The 25,711-nt window shown below is 41.5% G+C and carries 26 protein-coding genes; 16 read left to right on the top strand and 10 right to left on the bottom strand.

Translation table 11 applies throughout. The features are described 5' to 3' along the window. The first annotated feature begins 370 nt into the window (after positions 1–370). Entirely contained in the window at positions 371–1,102 is a 732-nt protein-coding gene (locus HWQ43_RS01670; RefSeq protein WP_292729331.1) for an iron-containing redox enzyme family protein, read from the top strand. Positions 1,103–1,271: 169 nt separating this feature from the next. Here HWQ43_RS01670 and HWQ43_RS01665 read toward each other — a convergent pair whose 3' ends face one another. Then, complete coding sequence (locus HWQ43_RS01665) at positions 1,272–2,177, bottom strand: CoB--CoM heterodisulfide reductase iron-sulfur subunit B family protein (protein WP_292729328.1); 906 nt, start codon at positions 2,175–2,177, stop codon at positions 1,272–1,274. Between the two features lie 419 nt (positions 2,178–2,596). Between HWQ43_RS01665 and acpP the strand changes: the two genes are divergently transcribed. The 6 genes from acpP to HWQ43_RS01635 all read left to right on the top strand — a co-directional run bounded on the left by acpP (position 2,597) and on the right by HWQ43_RS01635 (position 9,031). Then, positions 2,597–2,851, top strand: coding sequence for an acyl carrier protein (acpP, locus tag HWQ43_RS01660; RefSeq protein ID WP_292729325.1), 255 nt, complete (start codon positions 2,597–2,599; stop codon positions 2,849–2,851). A gap of 235 nt (positions 2,852–3,086) precedes the next feature. Continuing rightward, positions 3,087–4,337 (top strand): beta-ketoacyl-ACP synthase II, encoded by a 1,251-nt coding sequence (gene fabF, locus HWQ43_RS01655; RefSeq protein ID WP_292729322.1) that lies wholly within the window; start codon positions 3,087–3,089, stop codon positions 4,335–4,337. Between the two features lie 355 nt (positions 4,338–4,692). Beyond that, positions 4,693–6,720, top strand: coding sequence for a transketolase (gene tkt / locus HWQ43_RS01650; RefSeq protein WP_292729320.1), 2,028 nt, complete (start codon positions 4,693–4,695; stop codon positions 6,718–6,720). Positions 6,721–6,850: 130 nt separating this feature from the next. Next, a complete protein-coding gene (locus HWQ43_RS01645; protein WP_292729318.1) occupies positions 6,851–7,144 on the top strand; it encodes a hypothetical protein in 294 nt (97 codons plus the stop codon). A 5-nt stretch (positions 7,145–7,149) separates the two neighbouring features. Continuing rightward, on the top strand, positions 7,150–7,566 hold the full coding sequence (locus HWQ43_RS01640) for a type II toxin-antitoxin system VapC family toxin (protein ID WP_292729315.1): 417 nt from the start codon (positions 7,150–7,152) through the stop codon (positions 7,564–7,566). Between the two features lie 100 nt (positions 7,567–7,666). Continuing rightward, positions 7,667–9,031, top strand: a complete 1,365-nt coding sequence (locus tag HWQ43_RS01635; protein WP_292729312.1) for a hypothetical protein — start codon at positions 7,667–7,669, stop codon at positions 9,029–9,031. Positions 9,032–9,464: 433 nt separating this feature from the next. Here HWQ43_RS01635 and HWQ43_RS01630 read toward each other — a convergent pair whose 3' ends face one another. Beyond that, a complete protein-coding gene (locus HWQ43_RS01630; RefSeq protein WP_292729309.1) occupies positions 9,465–10,544 on the bottom strand; it encodes a hypothetical protein in 1,080 nt (359 codons plus the stop codon). A 53-nt stretch (positions 10,545–10,597) separates the two neighbouring features. Continuing rightward, positions 10,598–11,581 (bottom strand): hypothetical protein, encoded by a 984-nt coding sequence (locus HWQ43_RS01625; RefSeq protein ID WP_292729286.1) that lies wholly within the window; start codon positions 11,579–11,581, stop codon positions 10,598–10,600. Between the two features lie 512 nt (positions 11,582–12,093). Here HWQ43_RS01625 and HWQ43_RS01620 point away from each other — a divergent pair. The 5 genes from HWQ43_RS01620 to HWQ43_RS01600 all read left to right on the top strand — a co-directional run bounded on the left by HWQ43_RS01620 (position 12,094) and on the right by HWQ43_RS01600 (position 17,807). Beyond that, the gene (locus HWQ43_RS01620; protein ID WP_094349166.1) at positions 12,094–12,846 is read left to right on the top strand and encodes a response regulator transcription factor; all 753 of its coding nucleotides are present in this window, start codon (positions 12,094–12,096) and stop codon (positions 12,844–12,846) included. A 53-nt stretch (positions 12,847–12,899) separates the two neighbouring features. Further along, complete coding sequence (locus HWQ43_RS01615; RefSeq protein ID WP_292729281.1) at positions 12,900–14,219, top strand: ATP-binding protein; 1,320 nt, start codon at positions 12,900–12,902, stop codon at positions 14,217–14,219. Positions 14,220–14,247: 28 nt separating this feature from the next. Beyond that, entirely contained in the window at positions 14,248–14,916 is a 669-nt protein-coding gene (gene phoU / locus HWQ43_RS01610; RefSeq protein WP_292729278.1) for a phosphate signaling complex protein PhoU, read from the top strand. 445 nt (positions 14,917–15,361) lie between these two features. Continuing rightward, on the top strand, positions 15,362–15,979 hold the full coding sequence (locus HWQ43_RS01605) for a Crp/Fnr family transcriptional regulator (RefSeq protein WP_292729275.1): 618 nt from the start codon (positions 15,362–15,364) through the stop codon (positions 15,977–15,979). A gap of 148 nt (positions 15,980–16,127) precedes the next feature. After that, complete coding sequence (locus HWQ43_RS01600; protein WP_292729273.1) at positions 16,128–17,807, top strand: iron uptake porin; 1,680 nt, start codon at positions 16,128–16,130, stop codon at positions 17,805–17,807. Positions 17,808–17,889: 82 nt separating this feature from the next. On the opposite strand, the gene HWQ43_RS01595 is transcribed toward HWQ43_RS01600, so the two are convergent. Further along, positions 17,890–18,150, bottom strand: a complete 261-nt coding sequence (locus tag HWQ43_RS01595) for a hypothetical protein (RefSeq protein WP_292729270.1) — start codon at positions 18,148–18,150, stop codon at positions 17,890–17,892. A 235-nt stretch (positions 18,151–18,385) separates the two neighbouring features. Between HWQ43_RS01595 and HWQ43_RS01590 the strand changes: the two genes are divergently transcribed. Together HWQ43_RS01590 and HWQ43_RS01585 are read left to right on the top strand one after the other, a co-directional pair. Then, positions 18,386–18,991, top strand: coding sequence for a DUF3318 domain-containing protein (locus HWQ43_RS01590; protein ID WP_292729268.1), 606 nt, complete (start codon positions 18,386–18,388; stop codon positions 18,989–18,991). A gap of 233 nt (positions 18,992–19,224) precedes the next feature. Next, positions 19,225–19,416, top strand: coding sequence for a hypothetical protein (locus HWQ43_RS01585; protein WP_292729265.1), 192 nt, complete (start codon positions 19,225–19,227; stop codon positions 19,414–19,416). Positions 19,417–19,603: 187 nt separating this feature from the next. Here HWQ43_RS01585 and HWQ43_RS01580 read toward each other — a convergent pair whose 3' ends face one another. From HWQ43_RS01580 to HWQ43_RS01555, 6 genes are all read right to left on the bottom strand, one after another. Then, a complete protein-coding gene (locus tag HWQ43_RS01580; protein ID WP_292729263.1) occupies positions 19,604–20,008 on the bottom strand; it encodes a hypothetical protein in 405 nt (134 codons plus the stop codon). Between the two features lie 441 nt (positions 20,009–20,449). Next, positions 20,450–21,223 (bottom strand): 1-(5-phosphoribosyl)-5-[(5-phosphoribosylamino)methylideneamino]imidazole-4-carboxamide isomerase, encoded by a 774-nt coding sequence (hisA, locus tag HWQ43_RS01575; RefSeq protein ID WP_292729261.1) that lies wholly within the window; start codon positions 21,221–21,223, stop codon positions 20,450–20,452. A gap of 47 nt (positions 21,224–21,270) precedes the next feature. Beyond that, positions 21,271–21,570 (bottom strand): DUF3593 domain-containing protein, encoded by a 300-nt coding sequence (locus HWQ43_RS01570; protein WP_292729259.1) that lies wholly within the window; start codon positions 21,568–21,570, stop codon positions 21,271–21,273. After that, on the bottom strand, positions 21,567–21,902 hold the full coding sequence (locus HWQ43_RS01565; protein WP_292729256.1) for a DUF2499 domain-containing protein: 336 nt from the start codon (positions 21,900–21,902) through the stop codon (positions 21,567–21,569). Before HWQ43_RS01565 ends, HWQ43_RS01570 begins: the two co-directional genes overlap by 4 nt. A gap of 119 nt (positions 21,903–22,021) precedes the next feature. Then, on the bottom strand, positions 22,022–23,020 hold the full coding sequence (locus tag HWQ43_RS01560) for a glycosyltransferase family 2 protein (RefSeq protein WP_292729253.1): 999 nt from the start codon (positions 23,018–23,020) through the stop codon (positions 22,022–22,024). A 113-nt stretch (positions 23,021–23,133) separates the two neighbouring features. Then, positions 23,134–23,832 carry a TVP38/TMEM64 family protein gene (locus HWQ43_RS01555; protein WP_292729250.1) on the bottom strand — a complete coding sequence of 233 codons (699 nt, stop codon included), beginning with the start codon at positions 23,830–23,832 and terminating at the stop codon, positions 23,134–23,136. A 423-nt stretch (positions 23,833–24,255) separates the two neighbouring features. On the opposite strand from HWQ43_RS01555, the gene csaB reads away from it, so the two are divergent. Together csaB and HWQ43_RS01545 are read left to right on the top strand one after the other, a co-directional pair. After that, on the top strand, positions 24,256–25,302 hold the full coding sequence (csaB, locus tag HWQ43_RS01550; RefSeq protein ID WP_292729247.1) for a polysaccharide pyruvyl transferase CsaB: 1,047 nt from the start codon (positions 24,256–24,258) through the stop codon (positions 25,300–25,302). 22 nt (positions 25,303–25,324) lie between these two features. Next, complete coding sequence (locus HWQ43_RS01545; RefSeq protein WP_292729244.1) at positions 25,325–25,654, top strand: retroviral-like aspartic protease family protein; 330 nt, start codon at positions 25,325–25,327, stop codon at positions 25,652–25,654. Positions 25,655–25,711 lie beyond the last annotated feature (57 nt).

The raw sequence follows: 25,711 nt of genomic DNA, 5'->3' as shown, positions 1-25,711 counted from the left end.
ATACAGTTCAGTTAACCAAAGACAAAAAATTTTGGAAAGCATTCTAGTTAAAGTTTAGACTCAATGGTTGAAGATAATGTCAATTTTCAAGCTTATCCGAACCGAAATAAGCATTTGCAAATAACTTGTAAAGTATGGTTACAAAGGGTATGTAAACGACCTGAGTAATTTTCCATTATTTGCATCTAATCAGTCAATAAAGTAACTGAAGTGAATTCACTTCGTTAATAAGCATTTGCAAACATACTCTGAAGCATAGGTACAAAGGGTATGTATTTTTTGCTATGCAACCTGCGTGAATAATTGTCCAGACATTCACGCCCAATTAGACAATTAAGCACTAATAAAAATCCACTTATCCCCTAGAATAATGACTGCAATTCTTTCTTTGGATACTAAGATTTCCAACCAATTACAACAAGTTTTGTTAGAACTCACAACAGCACAGGATTTGTCTATACATCCCTTTGTTCAACGCTTTGCTAATGGAGAATTTTCACAAGATGCAATCCGCCAGTTTGCTATAAAAATGCTCCCTGGTTCAAACAGATTCAATATGGCTTTTCTGAAAGTTGCATCCAAAATGGATAGTTACCATGCTAGAACGATTATGCTAGAAAATGCATTTACAGAGCATGGAGAACTCAACTCAGACCTTGCTCATGTAGCATTATTTATGCGTTTTATGAAAGGTATTGATTGCCCTCAGATTGATATCAATGCCGACGATGGAGCGTTTGTCATTCCAGCATTACGCTTTAAGAAATTTGAAATTTGTGATGATGAACCTATAGTACGCTCTTTAGGAAGATTTGCAGCAATTGAGCAAGTTTTACCTGGAATTTTCATCAAATATATCGAAGGACTTCGTAAGATATTTGAAGGGATTGATGACCATACCATCGAATATTTTCATCTCCACTGCCACTTAGATCCAGAACATACAGATGAATTGATTCAAGTAGCCCAAATTTATACCAAGTCTGAGAAAGATGTTGAACTCTTCCGTGAAGGAGTTGAAGATATGGTTAAATCAATTGGCGATATGTTTTCTTGGATGGATGAAAATATCGAAAAAGAAGCGTTAACTTTACGAAGCTAATATCAAAGGAATTCTCAAAATTAGAGTTTAATTAAAGTTATCCAAAATTACCAGTCTTATATATTGTAAGTTGGTTAATTTTGGAAATTTTTTTATCAAAACAATTATTACTGTCCAAAGTCCAATCAATTAACCAGACAAGGGACTTAAGCCCCTTGTACTCCATAAACTAAAATCCTAATTTTTCCAACACTGACTTTGTGGAAACAACGTGACGGTCTAAACCCAATTCTTTTGGACTAACCCCAAGTGCCAAAGCAATCAACTGGGGTAAATGTAACACTGGTAAACCTAGCTTTTGTTCAATCACTTTTTCTACCTCTGGCTGACGGGAATCTAAATTTAAGTGGCACAGAGGACAAGGTGTAACTATACAGTCAGCCCCAGATGCTAAAGCGTCCTGAATATGCATCCCCGCCATCTTAAAAGATTGGGTAGTGGCATAACTAGAAAGCGGCCAACCACAACATTGTGTCCGCCCTCGATAATAAATTGGTGTTGCGCCCACCGCCCGAAACATATTTTCCATCGCTTCCGGTTGGAAAGGGTCATCATAAGGCATAGATTTTTGGGCGCGGAGGAGATAACAGCCATAAAAAGCCGCACATTTTAATCCAGTTAACTTTCGGGTGACACGTTTGGTAATTTCCTCTAAACCGTAATCTGTTACTAAAGCGTAAAGAAGATGTTTAACGTCAGTACTGCCGCGATAAGGCGAACAGCCTTCTTTATGTAGCAAGCCATTAACCTGTTCAATATAAACAGGGTTAGAAGTCTTACATTCTTTCAGGTGTTCGTTGACGTGACCGATAACACCTTGACAAGTGCTGCAATGGGTAAGTAAGGGTAGATTTAATTCTTCTGCTAGGGCAATATTTCTGGCGTTGACTGTATCTTCTAGCAGTTGCGAATCTTCTTTAAATGTGCCGGAACCGCAGCAAGCAGCTTTTTTAAGTTCAACTAGTTCAATACCCAGTGCTTGGGTAAGCGCTTGAGTTGACTGGTAAAGTTCCCGACAGGCTCCTTGAGCAACACAACCGGGGAAGTAAGCGTATTTCAGTGTCTGAGGTAGCATAGAAGTATGTTTGGGTTAGAGCGATCGCTCTAAACAATAACTGTTTTATCATTCCCTTGTTAGCACCATTCTGATGTTTGACGTTTAGCGACCCTTTAACCTAAACAGTTAGGGGTTGCGGCATCTAGATATTCTTAACTGCTAGCAAGGCTGTAAATACTGATCGAGACATTGTAAAAAATTTTAGCAATAATTGGAAAACCGAAGCATTTACACGGTATCGGCGATGGCGTAGCACGCTCCACTGCTCAAGTGTTTTCAGAAAACTTACCCTATTTATTTTAAAAATGGCAGATGTTTTCTAGCAGAAAAACCCTTGGAAGTATGCGGGCGATCGCGCTTGACGATAAGATGTATATGCTCAAAACAATGTCTCCTCTAAAGAGCAGATCGTAGCAAGTGGTTAAGGACTTTTATTTATGAGCCAAGCGGAACTTTTTGAAAAGGTCAAGAAAATCGTTGTCGAACAACTGAGTGTTGATCCCCCAGATAAAGTCACACCACAAGCCAAGTTTATGGAAGACCTGGGAGCAGATTCTCTCGATACCGTTGAGTTGGTGATGGCTTTGGAAGAAGAATTTGATATCGAAATTCCCGATGAAGCTGCGGAGCAGATTACATCCGTTCAAGACGCAGTAGATTATATCAATAACAAAGTTACCGCCTCAGCTTAACTGAGGATTGGAATTGGGGATTGGGATTGGGGAGATTTTTCTCTAATATCTAGCCACTCTTCGCCTGACGCTGCTAATGTCACTAATGCTGACGTTAACGACAGTCACTTGAAGTCAGCAAATCCGATGCCAGTCGCTCGTAAAGGAAATCTTTAAGACCGCGCTGGCTCACCAGTACCTAGTCGCTAACCTCAAATTTTTTGCCTGCTGCTTTTTCGCCATTTTTAACTGAATCATGACAGATCATACACGTAAACGCGTTGTTGTAACTGGTGTTGGCGCGATTACACCTATAGGTAACACAGCAACAGAATATTGGAATGGATTATTGAGTGGACGTAATGGCATTGACTACATCACATTATTTGATGCGTCTCGCCATGATTGCCGGATTGCTGGTGAGGTGAAAAACTTCGATCCACATGATTACTTGGAGCGCAAAGAGGCCAAGCGCATGGATCGATTTTCCCAATTTGGGGTTGCGGCAGCAAAACAGGCTCTAGCTAACTCGGAGTTAGCGATCAATGACCTGAATGCAGAACAGGTAGGTGTGATGATCGGTTCTGGCGTTGGTGGGATTAAGGTATTAGAAGACCAGCAAACTATCTACCTCAACCGTGGCCCCGATCGCTGTAGTCCATTCATGATCCCAATGATGATCGCCAATATGGCCGCAGGATTAACGGCAATTCATACGGGTGCTAAAGGTCCAAACTCTTGTCCTGTAACTGCCTGTGCCGCTGGCTCTAACGCTGTAGGCGATGCTTTTCGCTTAATTCAAGGGGGATATGCCCAAGCGATGATTTGCGGGGGAACAGAATCAGCTGTCACACCATTGTCGATAGCTGGGTTCGCCGCCTGCAAAGCACTCTCTTTTAGCAATGATGACCCGGCTCATGCTTGCCGTCCCTTTGACCGCGATCGCAACGGATTTGTCTTGGGTGAAGGTGCGGGAATTTTAATTCTCGAAGAACTGCAACACGCCCTAAGTCGCGGCGCTCACATTTATGCCGAAATGATCGGCTATGGCATGACCTGTGATGCCTACCATATCACCTCCCCCGTACCCGGTGGACTCGGAGCCGCTAGAGCGATAGAACTAGCTCTTAAAGATGCTGGCATAACTCCCGAACAAATTAGCTATATTAATGCCCACGGCACTAGTACCCCAGCTAATGATTCAACTGAAACCTCAGCAATCAAAAAAGCCTTGGGAGAACATGCTTATAAGGTGGCAATTAGCTCCACCAAATCAATGACAGGTCATTTATTGGGCGGTTCTGGAGGTATTGAAGCAGTCGCAACAGTACTAGCGATCGCAAATGACCAAATTCCACCAACAATCAATCTGGAAAATCCCGATCCAGAATGTGACCTAGATTACGTGCCTAACTCTAGCCGCGCTCAAAAAGTCGACGTGGCAATATCCAATTCTTTTGGGTTTGGCGGTCATAATGTCACACTGGCCTTTAAGAAATACGTTTAAAAGAAGTCAGGAGGCAGGAGGGAGGAGGCAGAAGGCAGGAGGCAGGAGTCAGGAGTAAGAATTTAGAATTCAGTAGTTTAATCCAACTCTGCTCGTTTGCCCCATGCCCCATGCCTTATGCCCCATGCCCCATGCCCCATGCCCAATGCCCAAAGTATCAGAAATATCATTCCGATATAACTTAAGCGTTCAGCATGACCCAATTATCTGCTTGATTTATCACCAGAAACTCAGGAGATCCCGCTTGTCCATCGACAAGCGGGAGTGGGATGATGAGGATACTGTGGGGAATCTAAAATAACCCCAGCAAAAGAAGCTACGAAGAGTGCTAACCCGTCGTTAAAAACAAGAGATTATGACTGTTGCAACCCAATCCGCCAAAGAATTGTCCGTCGAAGAACTGGCTATTAACTCGATCCGCTTCTTGGCTATTGATGCCGTAGAAAAGGCAAAATCGGGACACCCAGGACTACCAATGGGCGCGGCTCCGATGGCTTTTGTCCTCTGGGATCGCTTTTTGAAGTTTAATCCCAAGAATCCCAAATGGTTTAACCGCGATCGCTTTGTCTTGTCAGCCGGTCATGGCTCGATGTTGCAGTACGCCCTGCTGTACCTGACAGGCTACGATAGCGTCACCATTGAAGATATCAAACAATTCCGTCAATGGGAATCCAAAACCCCTGGACACCCCGAAAACTTCATGACCCCAGGCGTGGAAGTTACCACTGGCCCCTTGGGTCAAGGAATTGCCAATGGAGTTGGTTTAGCGATCGCCGAAGCGCACCTTGCCGCAAAATTTAACAAACCCGATACCAAGATTGTTGACCATTACACCTACGTAATTGTAGGTGACGGTTGCAACATGGAAGGAATTTCTGGTGAAGCTTGTTCTTTTGCAGGACACTTGGGATTAGGCAAACTCATCGCTCTGTATGACGACAACCACATTTCCATCGACGGTTCCACAGATGTGGCATTCACCGAAGATGTTTCCAAGCGGTTTGAAGCTTACGGTTGGCACGTCCAACACGTCGAAGATGGCAATACCGATTTAGAAGCGATCGCCAAAGCAATTGAAGCAGCCAAAGCTGTTACCGATAAGCCTTCTTTCATCAAAGTAACAACCATTATTGGTTACGGTTCCCCCAATAAAGCAAACACTGCTGGCGTTCACGGCGCTGCCCTTGGTGGAGATGAAATAGCATTGACTCGGAAAAATTTGGGTTGGGAATACGAGCCTTTCGTAATACCCGAAGAAGCCCTCAACCACACACGCAAAGCAGTTGAGCGCGGTGCAGGCTACGAAACCGAATGGAACAAAACCTTTGCGGACTACAAAGCTAAGTATGCCCAAGAAGCGGCTGAATTTGAACGTTACCTAAGCGGCAAGCTACCCGACGGTTGGGATAAGGTACTACCCACCTACACCCCCGAAGACAAAGGACTACCCACCCGTAAACACTCAGAAACCTGCCTCAACAAACTAGCGGCGGTATTACCTGAATTGATTGGTGGTTCGGCTGACTTAACCCACTCCAACCTGACCGAAATCAAGGGCAAGAGCGACTTCCAAAAAGGGCACTACGAAAACCCCAACATCCACTTTGGTGTGCGGGAACATGCTATGGGCGCAATCTGTAATGGTATAGCGCTGCACACTTCGGGATTAATTCCCTACGGTGCTACCTTCTTAATCTTCACAGATTATATGCGTGCTGCCATCCGCTTATCCGCCCTTTCCCAAGCTGGCGTGATTTGGGTGATGACTCACGATTCCATTGGACAAGGTGAAGATGGCCCGACACACCAACCCATTGAAACTCTAGCTTCCTTGCGAGCTATTCCTAATTTATTAGTGTTTCGTCCCGCAGACGGTAACGAAACCTCTGGCGCTTATAAAATAGCGATTGAAAAAGCGAAGCAAAACGCTCCATCTCTATTGGCGTTCACCCGTCAAAACGTTCCCAACTTGGCTGGTACATCGGTTGAGGGCGTAGCAAAGGGTGGATACACCGTGGTAGATAGCGAAGGTACACCTGATATCATCCTGATTGGTACTGGTTCAGAATTGAGCCTCGCCGTTGGCGCAGCCGAAAAACTTAAGGCTGAAGGCAAGAAAGTTCGTGTTGTTTCGCTACCTTCATGGGAACTATTTGAAGCACAGGATGCGGCTTATAAAGAGTCCATTCTGCCAAAAGCTGTTACCAAGCGTTTGTCTGTAGAAGCTGCCGCTAGTTTCGGTTGGCACAAATACGTGGGTACTGAAGGCGATACTGTTAGTATCGATCGCTTTGGTGCTTCGGCTCCAGGTGGTGTTTGTTTAGAGAAGTTTGGTTTTAGCGTTGATAATGTATTAGCTAAGGCTAAACAATTGTTGGGTTAATAGCAACAGAATATTCTCAAAATAGTGTGAGGTGGGCTGAAAGGCCCGCCTTTTTTTTACATAGAGGAGCGTTGAGGGAGATTGTTTATAATTACGGGATACGGGAATTATTTGATTAATGGAGGGAATTATGGCAGAAGTTGCTAATTATCATCAAGAACTGAGTAACCGCATATCACCAATCGTTGAAAAGCTCATTAAAGGTAATAGCTTATATCAAGTTAAGTTAAACCAACAGGAAATGATAGAAATGTTGGTAGAACTCTTTGGGCAGTTGTCACAAAAAGAAATAAGAGTTATTACCGAGCATGAATTGACACGCAGAATTGATAAGATTCTTGTGTTAGAGGCTGTTTCTGGTACGTTCAATGATTTGACCCCAGAGCAAATCAAAATGTACGATGAAGCAGTAAAACGAAAATAGATTAAGTGACTTATTTATTAGATACAAATATTGTTAGTTACATTTTGAGGAGAAATGCAACTGTTGGCAGAAAACTACGGGATGCTAATCGTTCGGGACAAGAAGTGTTTATCAGTTGCATAACTTATTATGAAGTTAAAAGAGGGCTTTTATATGCAAATGCTATGAGGCAGCTAGCAGAATTTAATCAATTTTCTCAAAAATATGAAGTTTTATTCTTGGATGATATAGAAATTCTTGAGAGAGCCTGCGAAATCCATGTGGATTTACAACGTAGGGGTTTGACGATACAAGAACAAGATATATTGATAGCGGCTACAGCAATTACACGCGGTTTAATTCTCGTTTCCAATGATTCTGATTTGCTGAGAGTGAGAGTGCAGGGAATTAATTTAGAAAATTGGGCAAGAACAGAACCTTGAGTTTGAAGCGATATCACCCTGGCAATAACTGGCTTAACTGACTTAGTATATTTAAGGATGCAACAGTAAAAATTTATTCAATATACTAACCAGACTCTCAATGGAATCTTTGGAATCGCTTTTTAAACAATATCCTCCTGCACTTATACCAATTTACTTGACTGGAGAACCTAATCAACCTATCCAACTTTATCAAGGTTCCTTAAAAATTACTCAAGAAGGAACTGTATATGAAGGATATGGTACTGTTTCCTTTGAATGGCTGCCATCTCCCGATCTTAAGTTCCTGTTTTCAAAATCTAATAATGAATCCCTTTTTCAATTGGAGCTTGGTAAAGGTAATCTAAACCTTTTAGAAATCCAAGCTTATGCTGAAGTTTGGATTTCTAGTATTCTTCCTATCTACTTTGAGCATCAAGATGGAGATATTTCAGGTAACTTAAATAAACCTGTAATATTCAGTTCAGAACATAATTTATCATATATAATCTTTCACCTAACCAACTTTCATCAATTTAGCGGAATGGCTATATCAACATCAAGAGGAATGTGGCGAGGTAGACTTATATTAGAAGCTGAGAGTTGGTATATTTCTATTGACCGCTTGGAAAATTTCGGAAATATTATGAAGTCTCTCAAATCAAAAGGAGGCTACGCCATAACTCATGTGGGGACACTCGAACGTTCCGATAAAAAGCCTTTTACCACAGAGGAAGCTGATGATGTATTGGAAGATTTGCATTGGTTTCTCTCTTTTTCTAGAGGCTTCAGAACCTCTCCTATTCTATTAGTCGGTTATGACAACAGCGGGGAAAAGGTTTGGGAAAAATGTACTTCTTATACAACATCACCCTGGCGAAGTGTGCATTCGTGGTTTGCAGATTCGCAAGAATCTTGCAGTCTCAGTAAACTTTTTCCAGGTTTCCTTAATCGCTGGCGAAGTACTATTTGGAATCAGCCGATAAGGTTTGCAATCCATTGGTATTTGGAAAGTATTGCTCAAGCCGGAGCAATACAAGGTTCCATTGTTTTGATGCAAGCTGCTTTTGAAATCCTTGCTTGGACTCTTCTAGTGGAAGAAAAAGCTATCATCAGTCAACAAGAATTTAAAAAACTTCCAGCAGCTGAACAACTAAGACGCCTCCTTTCACAGTGTGGTGTCCCACTGAAAGTCCCTGACAGCTTAACTGACTTGCTCAAAGCCTCAAAAGAAAAAGAATTAAATTGGGTTGATGGCGCACAGGCTTTAACAGAGATACGTAATGCAATCGTTCATCCTAATCCAAAAAAGCGTCAAAAATATCTTAACCAACGCTTTCCAGAACAAATAGATGCTTATAAACTTGGATTATGGTATCTAGAACTCATTCTGTTACATCTTTTTGAGTACAAAGGCAAATACTTCAACCGTATAGCAAATAAGGAATTTTATCGGGAAAATATCGAAGTTGTTCCTTGGGTTTAAAAATAAACTTTAATGATTGCAAGAACCTCACCCCCGCAACCAACTATAAAAAATGCCATTACCAACTCTTGTCGAGACGTAGCACTGCTACGTCTCTTTTGCACCAGATGCCTTTATCCCCTTAAAAGTGAAGGTTCCTACAGGGGTAACATTATTTACTAACTTTTTTAGTTAAACTTAAATTCTCTGTGATATACCTATGTAATCTAAAATACCAGTAATACAAATATTAAAACTTAGTATTATGTCTAGTCAAGAACAAAATTCTAACAAAGCATTAAAGCAAACGCAGGCTAGCGCAACAAAGAAGAAGAAAGTACAACCTCCCCCAGACCTCAAAAAACCAAAGAAAACCGAATAAAAAGCATTAGAGTTACTTGTAGAGACTTAAATTCAATTAAGTCTCTGCAATTTTTATGAAAAATAAATCAGCTTATTTATTTTTCGCTTGAGTCTTTGCCTGTTCTAAAGCTATTTCTTTGATTGCCTGATATGAATTAACATTTGAAGTACCTTCAATAGCTTTAACTGCCAAATCCTGAACTTGTTTGAGAGCGGATTCAAGTTGTTTAGAAAGATTTTGAATTCGCGTCTCTTGATTAGTTATAGTTTGTTCTAGAGATTGCAGTCTTTGTTCATAAAAACGCTTTTGCCCTTCCACTTCCTTATAATATAAATCTGATTTGACTTTAGCTTGGTAGTGGGCGATACCTTTACCTTCTTCTGTAGCTTTTTTTATGGCTGCTTCTTTATCTTTCGGAAAAGCCTCTACCTTGGCTTTTAACTCTTCAAATTGTTTCTCTCTCTCAGAAATTGCTTTCTCCCGTTCAGCCCACTGCTTTTCTGTTTCTTGTAGTAATTCTTCTAATTGCTTATATAGCGCTTTCTGCTCTTGCTCGTATTCGTCATTTTGCAGTTGCCGCTGGAGTTCTAAATTATACTTATACTCTCCTGCATCGCGTTGCCGAGTTTTATTCAAGTTTTCATTCCGTTCTTTTATCGCCCGTTGCTGTTCCTCTTGTTCTTTTCCCCAAGCATTTCTTTGCTCTAGTATTTCTTGGAATAACACTTCAGAACGTTGGCTATATTCTTCCTGATAAGCTTTAGTATTATCTTCATAGGCTTGGATGAGAGTATCCAAGATATCATCAGAAACTTCTAAATTATGCAGTTGTGTTAATTGTTGAATTTCTTCTTCTAAAGTTCGCCTAATTTCTTCCAATTTAGAGGCTTTTGTGGTTAGCTGTTCCGATAATTCATTAGCAGCACTGCCAAAACCTAATTGAATCTTTGCCAAGCTTTCAATTGTATTGTTCATCTTCTGTTGGACACTAGAAAGCTGATTCATAGCTGTTGTTTGTTCTAATTTAGGCTGTTCTTTAGTTCCAGACTGGTTTTCTTGGGCAACTTTATCGAGTTCTGATTTCAGTGCTGCTTTTTCTTTTGCCAACTCCTCATACGCCTGAAGAATTTCTACTTTAGTATTCTTATCAGTCGGTTTTTTCCCCACCACAACAAACCTCCTCTTCAGGAATTCAAAATTATTAAGATGCTACGAACTCACAACTATTTAGGGTTAGAACTACCGAAAGCCCTCATAGCTAAATCTTGTGCTTGTTTTAATGCAGTTTGCAATTGAGCAGAAATCCCTTCTATTTGCTCAGATTGTTTCTTAATTGTTTCTTCTAGAGATTGAATTTTTTGTTCATAGCTCTGTTTGTTAGATTCCCATTCTCTTTCAAATAAATCAGCCTCGATTTTAGCTTTTTGGCTTGTTTCTTTAATTGCTTCTTCTCTAGCCTTCTTAACGGCTTCTTCAAGTTCGCTGGGAAATGTAGTTACTTTTTGTTCATAATCTGCAAAGAGTGGTTGGCGTTCAGCGAAGATTTTTTCTCGTTCTGCCCAATCTTTCCCTTTCTTTTGAGAATTTTCTTGTATTTCCCTTTGTTGTTGGCGCTTTATCCCTTCGTAGCTGTCTGTATTGAGTTTACGAGTAGTTTCTAACTTATACTGAAATTCTTCTTGTTCTTGCTGGCGATCTTTGGCTAATAAATCATTGTATACTTTGAGTTTTTCTTCATACTCTGCTTGCTCTTTTTGCCATTCTTTCCGCCTGATTGTAATTTCTTTCTCTAGTGCTTCCTTTTTGCTAATAGTATCTTGTTCGAGAATTTTTAATTTTTCTTGGTGTTCTTGACTTAAAACGTCTAGAGTATCCGCTACAACTCTAATTTGTTGCAGTTCTTGTAGACGTTGGGTTTCAATTTCTATAGCTCGGTTCAATTCATCTAACTTGGAATTTTCCTGAGCTAGTTTTTCAGATAATCCGTTGAGAATACTGCCAAACTCCAATTGTAAATCAGCTAAACCTTTGACAATACTATCAACTGTATATACAGAAGCTGCTTGCAGAATTTCTTGACTTTTTGCCTTTTCTGCTTCCTCTTGTTTGGTTGCTATTTTAGATTCAAGTTTTTTTCTTTGGATAATAATTTGTTGAAATGCTTGCATTAGTTGTTGTTTGCTGTCTTTGACTCCAACTGTAGTCATCTTCCAACTCCCTTCAATAGGCAAATGATTTATTGGGTAGCAAGCCATACCAATGACTACCCTATGCAGACATCAGAGTAGCCTTTGAATCAACATTTTTAACGCAGTGTAAATACTGAAATGATCCACATCTGACACTTAGTGGGTACGAATTTTCCACATATATGTCCTTCTGTTTTTCAGTTATAGTTTTCCCTTTGAGGCTTAATAGTATTTTTGTACTAAGATAAATATACCTAACCTAATCTCCCCTGTCAAGATAATCCTTTATGCAATAATGCCTTTCCATCTTGTGAAGACAGAATTGAAAATTCAAAGTCCTTAATTAAAAAACTATTAGAAGCTTGCAGCCACAGTGATTTATGATTTAGAAGACTGCTGTGGTGTATGTTACTTTTTGTAAAGAAAATCTAAAAGAATTAAGCCTAGTAGAAGCGCGGTTGCAGTAAGGCGAGATAATAGACTCATCATCCTAATTGATACAAGCACAGTCGTAGACTTTTGTGATATCAATGTATACCAGTGAATCGACCAAATATTCTGCCAGAACGGATATTGGACAAACCAGCCGTATTCTAGTAGTAGAAGATGAAGAATTAATCCAGGAAATGCTAGCTGTAGCTCTGGAAGAAGAAGGTTACGGGGTGATAACTGCTCCCGATGGGCGGTCTGCTATAGAGTATCTCAAAAGTTTTGAAACCAATTCAGGGGAACTTCCCTTCGATCTGGTCATTCTTGATTTGATGCTACCGCAAATCAATGGGCTAGATATTTGCCGTTTGCTGCGTCATCAAGGCAACCCAGTACCGATTTTAATGCTCAGTGCTAAGGGTAGTGAAACTGACCGTGTTTTGGGGTTGGAAGTGGGTGCAGATGACTACCTGACCAAACCCTTTAGTATGCGTGAGTTAGTGGCTCGTTGTCGCGCTTTACTCCGCCGCCAACGCCTAAGTAATTTACCACCAATACCAGTATTAAAATTTAAGGATGTCTCCTTAAATCCCCAAGAATGTCGCGTGCTAGTTCGCGGTCAAGAAGTGAGTCTTTCTCCCAAAGAGTTCCGCTTGCTGGAACTGTTTATGAGTTACGCCCGCCGGGTATGGTCACGGGAACAATTGCTCGATCAGGTTTGGGGTCCGGATTTTGTCGGCGATAGTAAAACTGTAGATGTTCACATTCGGTGGTTGCGCGAAAAATTAGAGCAAGACCCCAGTCATCCCGAATATATTGTGACTGTAAGAGGTTTTGGCTATAGGTTTGGATAATTAGTTGGGATAGTTGTTAGTTTTTAGTAGTCACCAAAAAACTAACAACTCAAATGCTTTTATTGGGATTTTTTCTGGGTTTAGCGGTAGGCATTGGGTTTTGGATTTGGCAACAGGTTCAACTTAACCGCTACCTGGGGCGCTTACTTCGACCGTTAACCTTGCCTTCTGACAAGATAGGACTGCTGCTGATTCCTGGGTTGCGGCAAGAAATAGCGATGGTGAAGCAGCAGCGACAAGATTTGCAGCAGTCGTTGCAAACTTACCAAGACCTACTAGATTTTGCCCCAGTAGGATATTTGCAGGTGGATGAGGAAAATCAACTGCTGTGGTGTAATCGGCAGGCGCAGGAAATTTTGTATCTGCAAAGGTGGCAACCAGACCAGGTGCGTTTGTTATTGGAGTTGGTCAGGTCTTATGAACTCGACCATTTAATTGAGCAAACTCGCGATCGCCAAAAACCACAGAGGCGAGAATGGGTATTTCATCCATCTTGTGATGATGCGGCAGAGATGGGAACAATCAAATCTCTGGCTTTGCGGGCTTCTAGCTTGCCTTTACCCAATGGACAAGTAGGAGTATTTTTAGAAAATCGTCAACCCCTATTAGATATAAATCAAATACGCGATCGCTCTTTTTCCGATCTAGCACACGAACTCAGAACGCCGCTAACTTCGATTCGCTTAGTTGTAGAAACTTTACAAAATCGCTTGGAACCACCTTTAAATCGCTGGGTTAACCGCCTCATGCAAGAAGTTGACCGACTGATCAACTTAGTGCAAAGCTGGTTAGAACTTACCCAAATGGAAGCAAACCCAAATATGCAATTGCAAGCTAAAGCTGTAGAATTGCGATCGCTAATTACATCTGTTTGGGAAACACTAGAACCCTTAGCACAGCGCCAACATCTGTCTTTTTCTTATTCTGGACCAGAAAATCTGTGGATTAAGGCAGATAAAGCCAGGATTTACCAGGTTTTTCTCAACTTGCTAGACAACAGCATTAAGTACAGTCCTCCTTGCACAAGTATTCATGTTGAAGCGAAAATCTTATCCACAAAGGATAATGAACCTGTTTCTTCAATCCTGGAAATAAATCTTATTGATTCTGGAGTCGGCTTTTCTGAGGCAGATTTACCCCACGTTTTTGAGCGATTTTATCGAGGAGATAAAGCCCGAACTCATTCCCCCCAAGATAGTAACTCCATAGGAGCGATCGTTGGCAATGGATTAGGATTAGCGATCGTTGAGCAAATTTTAATTGCCCACGGTGGTTCAATCAAAGCGATGAACCATCCAGAAACTGGTGGTGCGTGGATGCAACTCCAATTTCCTGAAGTTATGGCAAACTCCCTAAGCCAAGACTATAGTTAGTAATATCTTCACCTTTGAGACAACAAGTGTGAAAGCCGTCGATTATACTCCCAATCCTCAAAGACCACAACTCGCACGCGCCATTAGGCGCTTAGAACGGGACGTATTACGCATGGGTGCCTTGGTAGAACAATCATTTCGCCTCAGCCACCAAGCGTTATTTGCTCGTAACTTAACAGCAGCTGAGGAACTCCCTCGATTAGATAAAAAGATCGATCGCTTTTATAGACAAATCGAATCAGAATGTACGGCGATTATGACGCTACAAGCGCCTACAGCTCCCGATTTGCGCTGCTTGAGTGCCTTTATGCAGCTGGTGCGAGATTTAGAGCGCATTGGCGATTATGCTGAGGATTTAGCTGAAATTGCGATTAAAATTTTTCCTTACGCGCCTCATACGTCAATGCCCGACATTGAAGCTATGTCCCTTCACGCGCAGGCGATGCTAGCAACTAGCTTAAAGGCTTTGGGAGATTTCGATGAAGCTAGTGGACGCCGTTTAAAACATCTGGATGATACTGTAGACGATGCCTACGATCACGTTTATCAGACTTTAGCCCAACAACGAAATGTACCTGGTGTAGTCGAGCCAATTATACTGCTGGCACTGGCAATTCGTTGTCTGGAACGTATGGCAGATCATGCTACGAATATTGGTCAGAGAGTATCATATATTGTCACAGGTCAACGCTCCTAATTGATATGCTGCCCAGATCCCCGACTTCTACCCTTCGGAAAGCCACCCTACTGGTATCTGCAAGAAGCCGGGGATCTAAATCCAGCGATTTAGTAAAGCCATTACACCCTACTCTCTTAATAATTGTTTGCGCCTACATACTTACTTAGTCTTCAGAAAATACCAAATAATTAAAAATAACTTAACTAAATATTTTACTAAAAGTTTACCTATTCTTAAACTTACACAATTAAAGTAACGGATAAACAACAAAAAATTTTGGCTCTATCTCACTGATAGATATCTTAAGCAAAAGTTGTTACCATCAGAAGATTTTGAGTTAGTCTCTATCTCTAATTGTGAAGAATAGACTTTCCGATATACAGATAAATTTTGATGCAAATTATTAGAGTTTCTTAATCATTGTAAATAGCGAGATTCCTTGATAATTGCGTAATTACGGTTAATGATGTATTCCCCAAGTCCTACTTCAAACTCTTCTGCCGTGTCAAATAGCTGTGCTTTCAGCAGACAATTACCCCAGCAGATATTTACCCGTCGGGAGGTAATTCCACCTCAAAATGATGTACTTTGGCGCATTGAATACGGTGCAGTTCGTACCTTAACATGGAGTGAAGATGGAACATTCATCACTCTCGGTTATTGGGGACTAGGGGATTTGATCGGCTATCCTTTGTCTAGAGTCAAGCCCTACCAGATTGAATGTCTCACGGGCGTGGAAGTAAGCATTGTGCCACCTCATTTGTGGCATCAGGATATTAATGCTTTGTTGTCTCATATTCAACAAGCAGAGGATCTACTAAGCATTGTGCATCAAAAACCAATTTCGCTACGCTTATGGCAGTTTTTAGTATGGTTAAGTGAAAAATTTGGCCGTGACGTAGATAAGGGAAAGCTAATTGATTTAAATGTTACCCATCAAGATATTGCTGAAGTCTTAAATACTACGCGAGTAACAGTTACTCGGCTCTTACAGCAGCTAGAGGAAGAAGGAACACTTTTACGTCACAAACGCTGCATTATTTTGCGCCTACCAAATAAATTAATTAAAAACTATATATAGTTCAGCAGCATGTTAACTGAATTGCTTGTAATAATCACAGGATAAAGGTATAATAGTCGCTGTGATTGTGTGTAAAATCCACGAAAGAGAAGTGTTTAAAGCATTTTGTCATGACTGGATTATTGTAGGTGTGAGTGAAAATAAAAACATGACAAAACGATTCTGGAATCTTTTTAAGGTTAGTCCGGTTGTATTAGCTGCTACATTTTTGGTTGCCAATAGTGCCTTAGCTGCTGAAGTCAACGAACAGGTAACAAATGTTGGACAGTTATCTGAAGCTCAAGAGTCTAACGACATGAGTCAGGTAACATCAGTTTCTCAGTTTTCGGATGTGCAGCCTACAGATTGGGCGTTCCAAGCTTTACAATCTCTAGTTGAGCGCTACGGCTGTATTGCAGGTTATCCTAACAGTACCTATCGTGGGAACCGTGCTTTAACCCGTTACGAATTTGCCGCAGGTTTGAATGCCTGTTTAGATCGAGTTAACGAACTGATTGCTACAGCTACCGCTGATTTGGTCAGCAAACAAGATTTAGCTACTTTGCAGCGCTTACAAGAAGAATATTCTGCTGAACTAGCAACTCTGCGTGGTCGTGTTGATGGACTAGAAGCCCGCACTTCTGAGTTGGAAGCTAATCAGTTCTCCACTACCACCAAGTTGGTTGGAGAAGCAATTTTCGCTGTGTCTGATGTTTTTGGTGACACTAGAGCAGTTCCTGGTGGTACTCCTACTCAAGACTTGAATTCTAACACCACTTTTTCTGACCGGGTGCGTTTGAACTTGTACAGCAGTTTTACTGGTACAGACCAGTTACAAATCCGTTTGAATGCTAACAATACCATTTCTAATGTTGGTAGCGTTGTTGGTGGTGTTGCAACCGGCACTGGTACTAACATGAGCCGCTTGGGTTTTGATGGAGATAACGGCAACTCGGTTGTGATTGATAAAATCAACTATGCTTTCAACTTTTCTGACGCGGCGCGTGTCAAAGTTGACGCTAGTGGTGGTGAATTATACGAAAACGTAAACACCTTTAACCCTGATTTTGCAAGCTCTGGTAGAGGTGCGCTCTCTCGCTATGGACGTTTTAGCCCCATTTACCGTCAAGGTCAAAATTCTGCTGCTTTGACTGTTACTGTCAATCCTAATAAAGCTATCAGCTTGACTGGTGCTTATTTAGCACCTTCAAGTGGTGCTGCTAATATCTTTGGTGCTAATAATCCCGGTCTTAATAATGGGCTGTTCGATGGTGATAACACCATCTTCGGTCAATTAACTTTCAAACCCAACAAAGCCTTCAATATTGGTCTAACCTACGCCCGTAGTTACTTCGCTGGCAATGCAGCTAACAGTCTCTTCCAAGGTACAGGTAGCGCTTTTGCCAATAATCCCTTTGGGGCTGGTACTCGCACTGAATCCAATAACTACGGTATAGAAGCTACCTTCCAACTCGGCTCTACATTGGCTATTAGTGGTTGGGGGGGTTATACAACAGCTGATGCTCTTACTGGTGCTAATGCGGGTGCAGACGCAGATGTTTGGTACTGGGCTGGATCGCTTGCTTTGAAAGACTTTGGTGGAGAAGGCAATGTCTTAGGTGTGATCTTTGGTCAACCACCCAAAGTTACTGGTGGTAGCATCAAAACAGCCGCCGGTAATACTACCTTCGACGACAGTACTTCTTATCACTTAGAGGGTCTTTACAAATACAAGGTTTCCGATAATATTCAGGTAACACCTGGCTTGTTGGTAATCTTCAATCCAGAGCACAACGACGCTAACGACACTGAATATGTAGGTACTCTACGTACTACTTTCACCTTCTAAAATTGGTGATGCAATATAAAGCTCAGAATTAGATAAACAAAACCCCACTTTTAAGTGGGGTTTTGTTTAGAAAGAAAATTAGTTATGTAGGATTGTAATCTGGCTGATTGGATATATCTTTTGGGGGGCGATCGCTACTCCAAGCCCACCACACAGAACCACAGTGACAGTAATAAAACTCTTGCCATTTGCGACGACGGTCTTCTGTAAGTACAGGCGATCGCCGATTTAGCCAAACTTTTTCAGCTTCTAGGCTACTTGAGTGACATTTAGGACAGCAAAAATCATAAGCGTGTATTGCCTTATTCGTCCATTCAGGTGGGAGGGGAGAAAAAGCGTCCATGTAGTTACAAATATAGTCTTAATGGCAAGCCAAAATTTTCAGGTTTGGAATTTGGCGGCAAACGAATCACTATAAAATCCCGCCGTACTATCAAACTGCTTAATTAATATTCTTATGACTCGATCTGAATCTATTTTCAAGACTGCGAGAGCATCTCATAAATCAAAGGTTAGCACGAAAACTTTATTTTTTACACACCTAGTTACTATGCACATTATGGCTAATAATTAAATTTATGGAGCCAAATGTTGAAATTCGCCGTTTGTTAGATGTGATGCCTGCTTCTGGTCGGATGACGACAAAAATCGTTAGTAAGCCAGAGCAAGCAAAAGTGATTGACGCTTCCTTTCCTCAACCCTGGAACCAAGCGCGACCAATATATATTAATTTTGATTTGTGGCGTCGCTTGCCAAAGCCGCAACGAGATTTGCTGCTGTTGCAGATGGTTAGCTGGTTGACGGGGGTGAAGTGGTTTAAACCCGACATTTATCAAGGTGTCGTGTTGGCTGGGCTGTTAGGCGGAATCTTGGAAGCAGCACAGTCAGATGTAGTGGGCGTTGCTGTAGCTGGGGGATTAAGTGCGATCGCGGCTTTTCGGATCTGGCGCACTAATAAATCTCAAGAGTCAGAGTTAAATGCGGATGCAGCTGCAATTAGAATAGCACAGCGGCGTGGTTATTCAGAAGTTGAAGCAGCACAGCACCTATTATCAGCAATTGAAGCGGTAGCCAAAATTGAAGGACGTTCCAGTTTCAATTTTACTGAGTTGATTCGTTGCCAAAACTTACGAGCGATCGCAGGTTTATCACCAGTGGGTATACCAGAAAGTTATGATAAGTAGAATAAATGTCTCTGCTGCCCATTTGTAGCAACATTTGAAGTGAAAAGTCTTTATATGAGTTTTTGAGAGCGATCAATCAAAAACCTCAATGAGGCTATTTTACACTGGAATAAGAGAATAGATATCAAAACTGGGGAGTTTTGTCATACCTTCTCGGTGTTGCTTATGAGGTGATTACCTCGTGTGGTAAAACTTAACTTAAATTCTGTCAGTTACTAACGGAGTTGATGGGAATGAGTACCTTAATTTTTATTGGCTTAATAGGGGTTTACGGAGGCGGCGTTTGGAAGTTTTGGAAGGGGTTTGAACGGACTAATTTTAATCCAACTTTGACCAATCGGATTGGTTTATCTTTGCTATGGCCAGCTTTGTTTATTACAAATCAGTCTTATCGTCGAAACTTTAGAAAGGCGTTGAAGGGCTAGGGATTACTATTAAACCTAACGTCATCCGATCCTGACGGTGGTATATATCTCAAAGAAATCTAACCTATAACCTCGCTCCCCTACTAGGGAAGCGAGGTTAGGTTTGCTCCTTTTACGAAGGAGAGCAATTAGGGAGGGGTAAGTTTGTTAACCGTTGGAAAATATTTTAGGTCGATGAATTTACAAATTATTTACCATTGGTTAATAGATGGATTGCTCCACCAACAGCTGCACCATCAATAGCATTGCCAAGGGTATCTCTTTTATCGCCAGTAATTACGCCTGTTACTGCGCTAGCCCCTGCACCGACTCCGACATCTTGAGCAGCGTTCCGGTGACGGCGATTGCGAGTATTTCTCAGACCATTTGCACCATTGACGGCTGCACCAGTGACACCACCCTTAACAGCATTCCCTAATACACTGCCATTTCCCCTAACAGCTCCGGTTACAACGTTGGTAACAGCCCCAATACCTGCATCTCTTAATACTTGGTCATCAGCAGCAGCGGGTTTGGCGGGAACTAAGGTTACACCAGTTAAACTTGCAGCCATGAGGCTGGGTAAAAGTGCGCGTTTTAGGATTTTATTCATTGTGTTACCTTCTCAAAACATCAAACAATTGTTTAAAAACCAAAGTTACTAGAGTCTGATAAAATCTGAATTTTTTATCTGAACTACAGCAACTATTTATTGTTTGAGAACATATTCATTATTGCATTTGCAAAGTCATAATTGTATCTACTGAAAGCATGAATATAAATTCAGTCCAGAGAAGGCCTTGCTAATTTTTTAAATCATACAAGGGATTACATCTTGACAAAACCAATTAAATGTAAGGTGTAGATTTTTCACAATTAACAAGGGATTTGTAATCAGAAATAACGTAGTATTTACCTTATCTATCTAAAGATAGTTGTCAAAATAATTAAACTAATATCAATTCAATTAATGATTGCAATACATTCTTGGGTAAAGACGCGATGAATCGCGTCTCTACAAGATGGTCTATTTGTCGAACTTGCCAAGAAAATGTCAAGCAAAGGTAGAAAAACCGAGATTGGGTGGAATATCCTGAATTCGTCCAGGCCCGATCGCTCGTAATGCTTCTTTGAGTAAAATATCCCCAGTATACAAGGCACGTCCCACAATTACGCCAGTCACGCCTTGAGGTTCTAACGCCAACAAACTCAACAAGTCGGTGACAGAACTTACCCCGCCAGAAGCAATTATCGGGATGGAAATTGCTGCTGCAAGTTCTCGCAAAGCTTCTAAATTTGGGCCTGTAAGTGTACCATCCCGCTGGATATCTGTGTAAATTATGGCGGCTGCGCCCAATTCTTGCATTTGTACAGCCAGTTGAGTTGCTAAAACTTCCGAGGTTTCTAACCAGCCGCGAGTTGCGACTCGACCGTTACGGGCATCAATACCGATAATAATCTGTTCGGGAAATTCTTGACAAAGTTCTTGCACTAACTGGGGTTGTTCTACGGCAATAGTTCCGAGAATTGCCCACTGTATGCCTAGATTAAATACTTGTTGTACACTGGTGCGATCGCGCAATCCTCCACCAATTTCAATGGGTACTGACACTGCTTGAGCGATCGCTTCAATTGCTCCCAAGTTTACTACTTTACCTGCTTTGGCCCCGTCTAAATCAACTATATGCAATCTGGTAGCACCTTGATCTACCCACTGTTTGGCAACATCAGCAGGATTTTCGCTAAAAACTTGCGAGCGATCGTAGTCTCCCTGATACAGTCGCACACAGTGCCCTTCTAGTAAATCAATCGCTGGAATTACGTCCATTTAACTCTTCCTCATTGCAATCAAAACGCTATCTATAGCTGAATTTACTATTTTTCATTTTTCATTTTTAATTGCCTTACAGCTTGCCCAAAACCTAGCACAAGCAAGATGTTAGAAAGCGTCAAAAATAGTTCTGCACTACCGTGCAACCAATCCACATTGGCTAAAGACTCGCCATAATGCAATACAGCATAAATCCCCGCCGGGATGGTAATGGCAACAAAGACGAGAGTGCCGTAAAATCCATACAGCGCCAAACGCGGCATTTGCGGACTGCGGCTGATAAACCACAAGAAACCCAAATAGGGAAACAGTGAAAGTGCAAACAGGGTTTCTTTAGAAATCATTGCTCTGATTTAATAGGTTTTGATTCAACAGTGTTAACAGATTTGGTAGAACGCCAAATCAAAAACGCCGCTGCCCAAAGCGTAAAATTACCAACTAAAGTCATGGTAGCTTGAAGCGTTACCATCCATTCCAAAGATTCGGCGTTGTCGAAATAATGCCAGGTACAGGCACACATAGCGCTGACTAAAGCTGGTAACATCGCAAGGGATAATCCCCACCAGCTACGGTTATTAGTCAGTTCGCCGTAAGTCCAGATTAACCAAATGGCGGCAATCCACTCAATAACGCTAGAAACATGAATAATCCAGGTGGGAATCGAAAGGGTGTGCATAAGAAAGCTAGGAGTTGGGAATTAGGGATTTGGAGTGGAGAGTAGCACTGTCAAGGTTATATGTAGCTTGAATTTTATATTTGTTTAAACAAACCTTTATTATGCAATGCCAAAGATTCTTATTTGTAAGCGTCTTCTAAATTATCTAGTTTGTCAGAATTGCTCGTTGAGTTGGAAGATTTGCGATCAAAACCACCTACCTCTGCCAAAGTATAGAGGGGTCTGGCTTTAACTTCTTCGTAGATGCGTCCTATATATTCGCCTAAGATGCCAACACTGACTAACTGCACAGATCCGAGAAAGAAAATTGCCATCAAAATAATCGTAAACCCGGTTAAAGGCGAATGGGGGACAAAAAGACGCCAATACAAGACTAATAAAGCCATAAAGATGGCCGCCGTCGCTGCTAGTAAGCCTAAGTAGGTTGATAACCGCAGTGGCACTATTGAAAAGGACACTAGACCATTGATAGCAAGGGCTAAGGATTTGCTAAAAGTGTATTTAACTTCTCCAGCAAAGCGGGGATTGCGCTCGAACTGAATTGCTGTTTGCTGAAAGCCAACCCAAGAACGTAAACCACGAATATAGCGGGTACGTTCTGGCATAGAATTGAGAATATCTACAATCTGCCGATCCATTAGACAAAAATCACCAGTATCTGTAGGAATCTCTACATCTGCAAGCTTCTTAAGGATTCGATAAAAAGAGTAGGCAGTAAAACGCTTAAACCATCCTTCTTTAAGGCGTTGAGTGCGTTGAGCGTAAACGACTTGATAGCCCTGTCGCCATTTTTCAACCATGTCGGGGATTAGTTCTGGTGGATCTTGTAAGTCAGCATCAAGAATGACAATAACTTGACCCCGGACAAAATTAAGACCAGCAGTTACTGCAATTTGATGACCAAAGTTACGAGCAAAGCTCAGATAGCAAATGCGGGAGTCTTTTTGATGGAGGTCTCGTAGTAATTGTAGGGAGCGATCGCGGCTACCATCATTGATTAAAATTAATTCGACAAGCCCATCCATCCGATTCATTACTGCACTCAGTCTGCGGTATAGTTCTGGAATAATTTCTTCTTCGTTATAAATGGGAACAATGAATGAATACTTTGGTAACATCTAAAAATATTGTTTAATTTTTTAACAGCTGACAGACTGCTTGTAATTATAAAGATTTGCTTCTCACCATACCTAATAAGACTCAAGTCAGATTGTTATAGTTTATTTATTCTTTAGGTTGAGTCATCTGAAGAGTCTGATTGTTTAAGCTTTTCTACAGCTTTTTTGGGAAAAGTTCGACGATGGCGATACCAAGTAGACCCGGCTACAAGCGTTCCAGTTAAGCCTAATGCAAGGACTAGCGGCAAAAAATCTCCTGTATTCACTGCCTTCAGACCAGAACTACCTAGTAATACAAAAGGTAAGACACTAGGAACAGTACCAAGTGTTGTACCTAGAACATAATCTTTAAAGCTAATCGAAGTCAGTCCCGCGACAAAGTTGACCAAGCCATAGGGCATGATTGGTACTAATCGGATGGCAAACATATAAAAAAGCCCTCCACGACGCACCTCAGCATCCATAGCTTGCCAGCGTCCTGCTAGTCGTTTTGCAACTGCTTTGCGTCCAATAGTCCGAGTAAAAATGAAGGCAATTATTGCTGCAATCACTGCTCCAATACTAGTCCAGACAGTACCCAGCCAAGGGCCAAAAATAGCACCTCCAGTCAAATTTAGTACCGTTGAGGGCAAAACTAACATGGTTGCCACAACGTACAAAGCAATATAGATAATAGGTGCCCAGATACCAGAAGATTTTAGCAAAGCTTGAATTTGTGCTGGTTCAATGCCGCCAAGAAGATATACGGCTATACCAGTTGCAATTATGCAACTCAGTGTGAGTAGCAAAATACCAGTTTTCAAGTTCCACATTAGAACTCTACTCCTACTTTTTGTGTAACAAAACCCATGTTTTTCAAATTTAAATCCTTGTAGAGACACGAAATTTCGCGTTTCTACAAGGATTTTTCGTTAGATGTCTTTTCACTAGATGTCTATTCTATTAGCTAGTTTTAGCGATCGGTGATCGTAACCTTTATCCAAGTATCGAAGTATCCAAGCACAGACCAAGAAACCGCAAGATAGCAAGACTTCTGTCGATAAAACCGGAAATCAACACTTCGGAGTTGAAAAAATGTAATTAATTATAGCGGCTGCTATCCTGGTTAGGACAAGTCTGCTATGGATAGCTGTGACGTTTGACCACTGCTATAGAACTTGGGAATGAGTTTACCATCTATATGGGAGACAGAGATTCATTTAACAATAGCTATTAATCAAAATCTAAAATCCAAAATGGTCAACATACGGGCATTATTGTCTGGGTATTACGGTAAAGGTAATGGTGGTGACGAAGCTTTATTGGCAACGCTTTTGCAAATGTTACCATCTCACGTAACGCCTGTGGTGCTTTCTGGTAATCCAAATGAAACGCGCGATCGCTACAATGTAGAAACCTATGATCGCATGGCTCCCTTAGCTGTACTGCAAGCTTTACGCTCAAGTGATGCCTTAATTTGGGGCGGAGGCAGTCTCATTCAAGATGTCACAAGTACCATCAGCCCATTTTATTATGGTGGACTGATGGCATTAGCGCAAAAAATGGGTTTAAAAACCGTCGCTTGGGCGCAGGGTATTGGCCCGTTAGTGCGTCCGCAAACTCGTTGGTTGGCACGGCAAACTTTTAGTAATTGTACCAAAATTAGTGTCCGCGATCGCGCCAGTGCGGCTTTATTATCTGATTGGCAAATTCCTTGTATTATAGCTCCTGACCCAGTTTGGGCGTTGGAATCTAAACCAGTACCGGGACTTTGGGATTTACCTGCGCCGAGAGTTGCGGTAACGTTGCGATCGCATCCCCAACTTACGGAAATACGTCTAGCAAATTTAACTCGCGCTTTAGTTGACTTTCAAAAAGCTACACAGGCTTTCATTTTATTACTGCCATTTCAAAAAAGTGAAGATTTAAGTATTGCCGAAGCTATTCAACCACACCTTAAAGATGTCAGCCAGATTTTGTGTTTGGAAGATCCGCAACTTTTAAAAGGTGTGTTTCGCGGCGTTGAAATGGCGATTGGAATGCGTTTGCACAGTTTAATTATGGCTGCTGCTGAAGGTTGTCGCTGCTTTGCTCTCAGTTATGACCCCAAAGTAAATCGTCTCATGGAAGACTTGGAAATGCCTGGGTGGGATTTAGCAAGTTTACCCGATGACCCCAATTTGATTGGTCTGACTTGGATGGAGCATTACGCCAATGGCGATCCTTTATCATCAGAGAAAATTCAATCTTTGGTGGATGGCGCTTTAATACACTGTGAACTGTTGAGTGAAGCTTTAAATTAAAGAATTTCCCAAAATTATACAGATGATGGTAAATCTCAATAGTGCCAATTCTGCCAGCAATCAACCGATGGGTTCAGTTCGCATCAAAGTTAAGCTCACTAATGCCATTCATGAAGCGCTTGTCAGTCGAGGAATGCTTAATCCAAATATGCTGCGGGTGTATGAAACAGAAGCATTAGTGGACACAGGGGCAGTACGTACTGTGCTACCCATGTCTATTGTCCAGCAACTTGGTTTGAGAATTCGAGGACAGCAGATTGCTCAATACGCCAATGGTAGTGAAGAATCTATAGGAGTAACTGAACCCGTAATTATTGAATTGCAGGACGGGAAACTACCGAAGCCACATTAGTTACAGGGAATATAGTCCTGCTTGGACAGACGGTTCTAGAAACGCTGGATTTACTGG

Source organism: Nostoc sp. JL31 (assembly GCF_017114965.1).
Taxonomy (GTDB): domain Bacteria; phylum Cyanobacteriota; class Cyanobacteriia; order Cyanobacteriales; family Nostocaceae; genus Nostoc; species Nostoc punctiforme_A.
Note: the sequence above shows the minus strand (reverse complement) of the source record. Positions and strands in the feature narration are given on the sequence as shown.

Excerpts from the sequence above, each read along its gene's own strand:
- HWQ43_RS01670 (WP_292729331.1), top strand. The coding sequence starts at position 371 with ATGACTGCAATTCTTTCTTTGGATACTAAGATTTCCAACCAATTACAA.
- HWQ43_RS01665 (WP_292729328.1), bottom strand. The coding sequence starts at position 2,177 with ATGCTACCTCAGACACTGAAATACGCTTACTTCCCCGGTTGTGTTGCT.
- acpP (WP_292729325.1), top strand. The coding sequence starts at position 2,597 with ATGAGCCAAGCGGAACTTTTTGAAAAGGTCAAGAAAATCGTTGTCGAA.
- fabF (WP_292729322.1), top strand. The coding sequence starts at position 3,087 with ATGACAGATCATACACGTAAACGCGTTGTTGTAACTGGTGTTGGCGCG.
- tkt (WP_292729320.1), top strand. The coding sequence starts at position 4,693 with ATGACTGTTGCAACCCAATCCGCCAAAGAATTGTCCGTCGAAGAACTG.
- HWQ43_RS01645 (WP_292729318.1), top strand. The coding sequence starts at position 6,851 with ATGGCAGAAGTTGCTAATTATCATCAAGAACTGAGTAACCGCATATCA.
- HWQ43_RS01635 (WP_292729312.1), top strand. The coding sequence starts at position 7,667 with ATGGAATCTTTGGAATCGCTTTTTAAACAATATCCTCCTGCACTTATA.
- HWQ43_RS01625 (WP_292729286.1), bottom strand. The coding sequence starts at position 11,581 with ATGACTACAGTTGGAGTCAAAGACAGCAAACAACAACTAATGCAAGCA.
- HWQ43_RS01620 (WP_094349166.1), top strand. The coding sequence starts at position 12,094 with ATGTATACCAGTGAATCGACCAAATATTCTGCCAGAACGGATATTGGA.
- HWQ43_RS01615 (WP_292729281.1), top strand. The coding sequence starts at position 12,900 with ATGCTTTTATTGGGATTTTTTCTGGGTTTAGCGGTAGGCATTGGGTTT.
- HWQ43_RS01605 (WP_292729275.1), top strand. The coding sequence starts at position 15,362 with ATGATGTATTCCCCAAGTCCTACTTCAAACTCTTCTGCCGTGTCAAAT.
- HWQ43_RS01600 (WP_292729273.1), top strand. The coding sequence starts at position 16,128 with ATGACAAAACGATTCTGGAATCTTTTTAAGGTTAGTCCGGTTGTATTA.
- HWQ43_RS01595 (WP_292729270.1), bottom strand. The coding sequence starts at position 18,150 with ATGGACGCTTTTTCTCCCCTCCCACCTGAATGGACGAATAAGGCAATA.
- HWQ43_RS01590 (WP_292729268.1), top strand. The coding sequence starts at position 18,386 with ATGGAGCCAAATGTTGAAATTCGCCGTTTGTTAGATGTGATGCCTGCT.
- HWQ43_RS01585 (WP_292729265.1), top strand. The coding sequence starts at position 19,225 with ATGAGTACCTTAATTTTTATTGGCTTAATAGGGGTTTACGGAGGCGGC.
- HWQ43_RS01580 (WP_292729263.1), bottom strand. The coding sequence starts at position 20,008 with ATGAATAAAATCCTAAAACGCGCACTTTTACCCAGCCTCATGGCTGCA.
- hisA (WP_292729261.1), bottom strand. The coding sequence starts at position 21,223 with ATGGACGTAATTCCAGCGATTGATTTACTAGAAGGGCACTGTGTGCGA.
- HWQ43_RS01570 (WP_292729259.1), bottom strand. The coding sequence starts at position 21,570 with ATGATTTCTAAAGAAACCCTGTTTGCACTTTCACTGTTTCCCTATTTG.
- HWQ43_RS01565 (WP_292729256.1), bottom strand. The coding sequence starts at position 21,902 with ATGCACACCCTTTCGATTCCCACCTGGATTATTCATGTTTCTAGCGTT.
- HWQ43_RS01560 (WP_292729253.1), bottom strand. The coding sequence starts at position 23,020 with ATGTTACCAAAGTATTCATTCATTGTTCCCATTTATAACGAAGAAGAA.
- HWQ43_RS01555 (WP_292729250.1), bottom strand. The coding sequence starts at position 23,832 with ATGTGGAACTTGAAAACTGGTATTTTGCTACTCACACTGAGTTGCATA.
- csaB (WP_292729247.1), top strand. The coding sequence starts at position 24,256 with ATGGTCAACATACGGGCATTATTGTCTGGGTATTACGGTAAAGGTAAT.
- HWQ43_RS01545 (WP_292729244.1), top strand. The coding sequence starts at position 25,325 with ATGATGGTAAATCTCAATAGTGCCAATTCTGCCAGCAATCAACCGATG.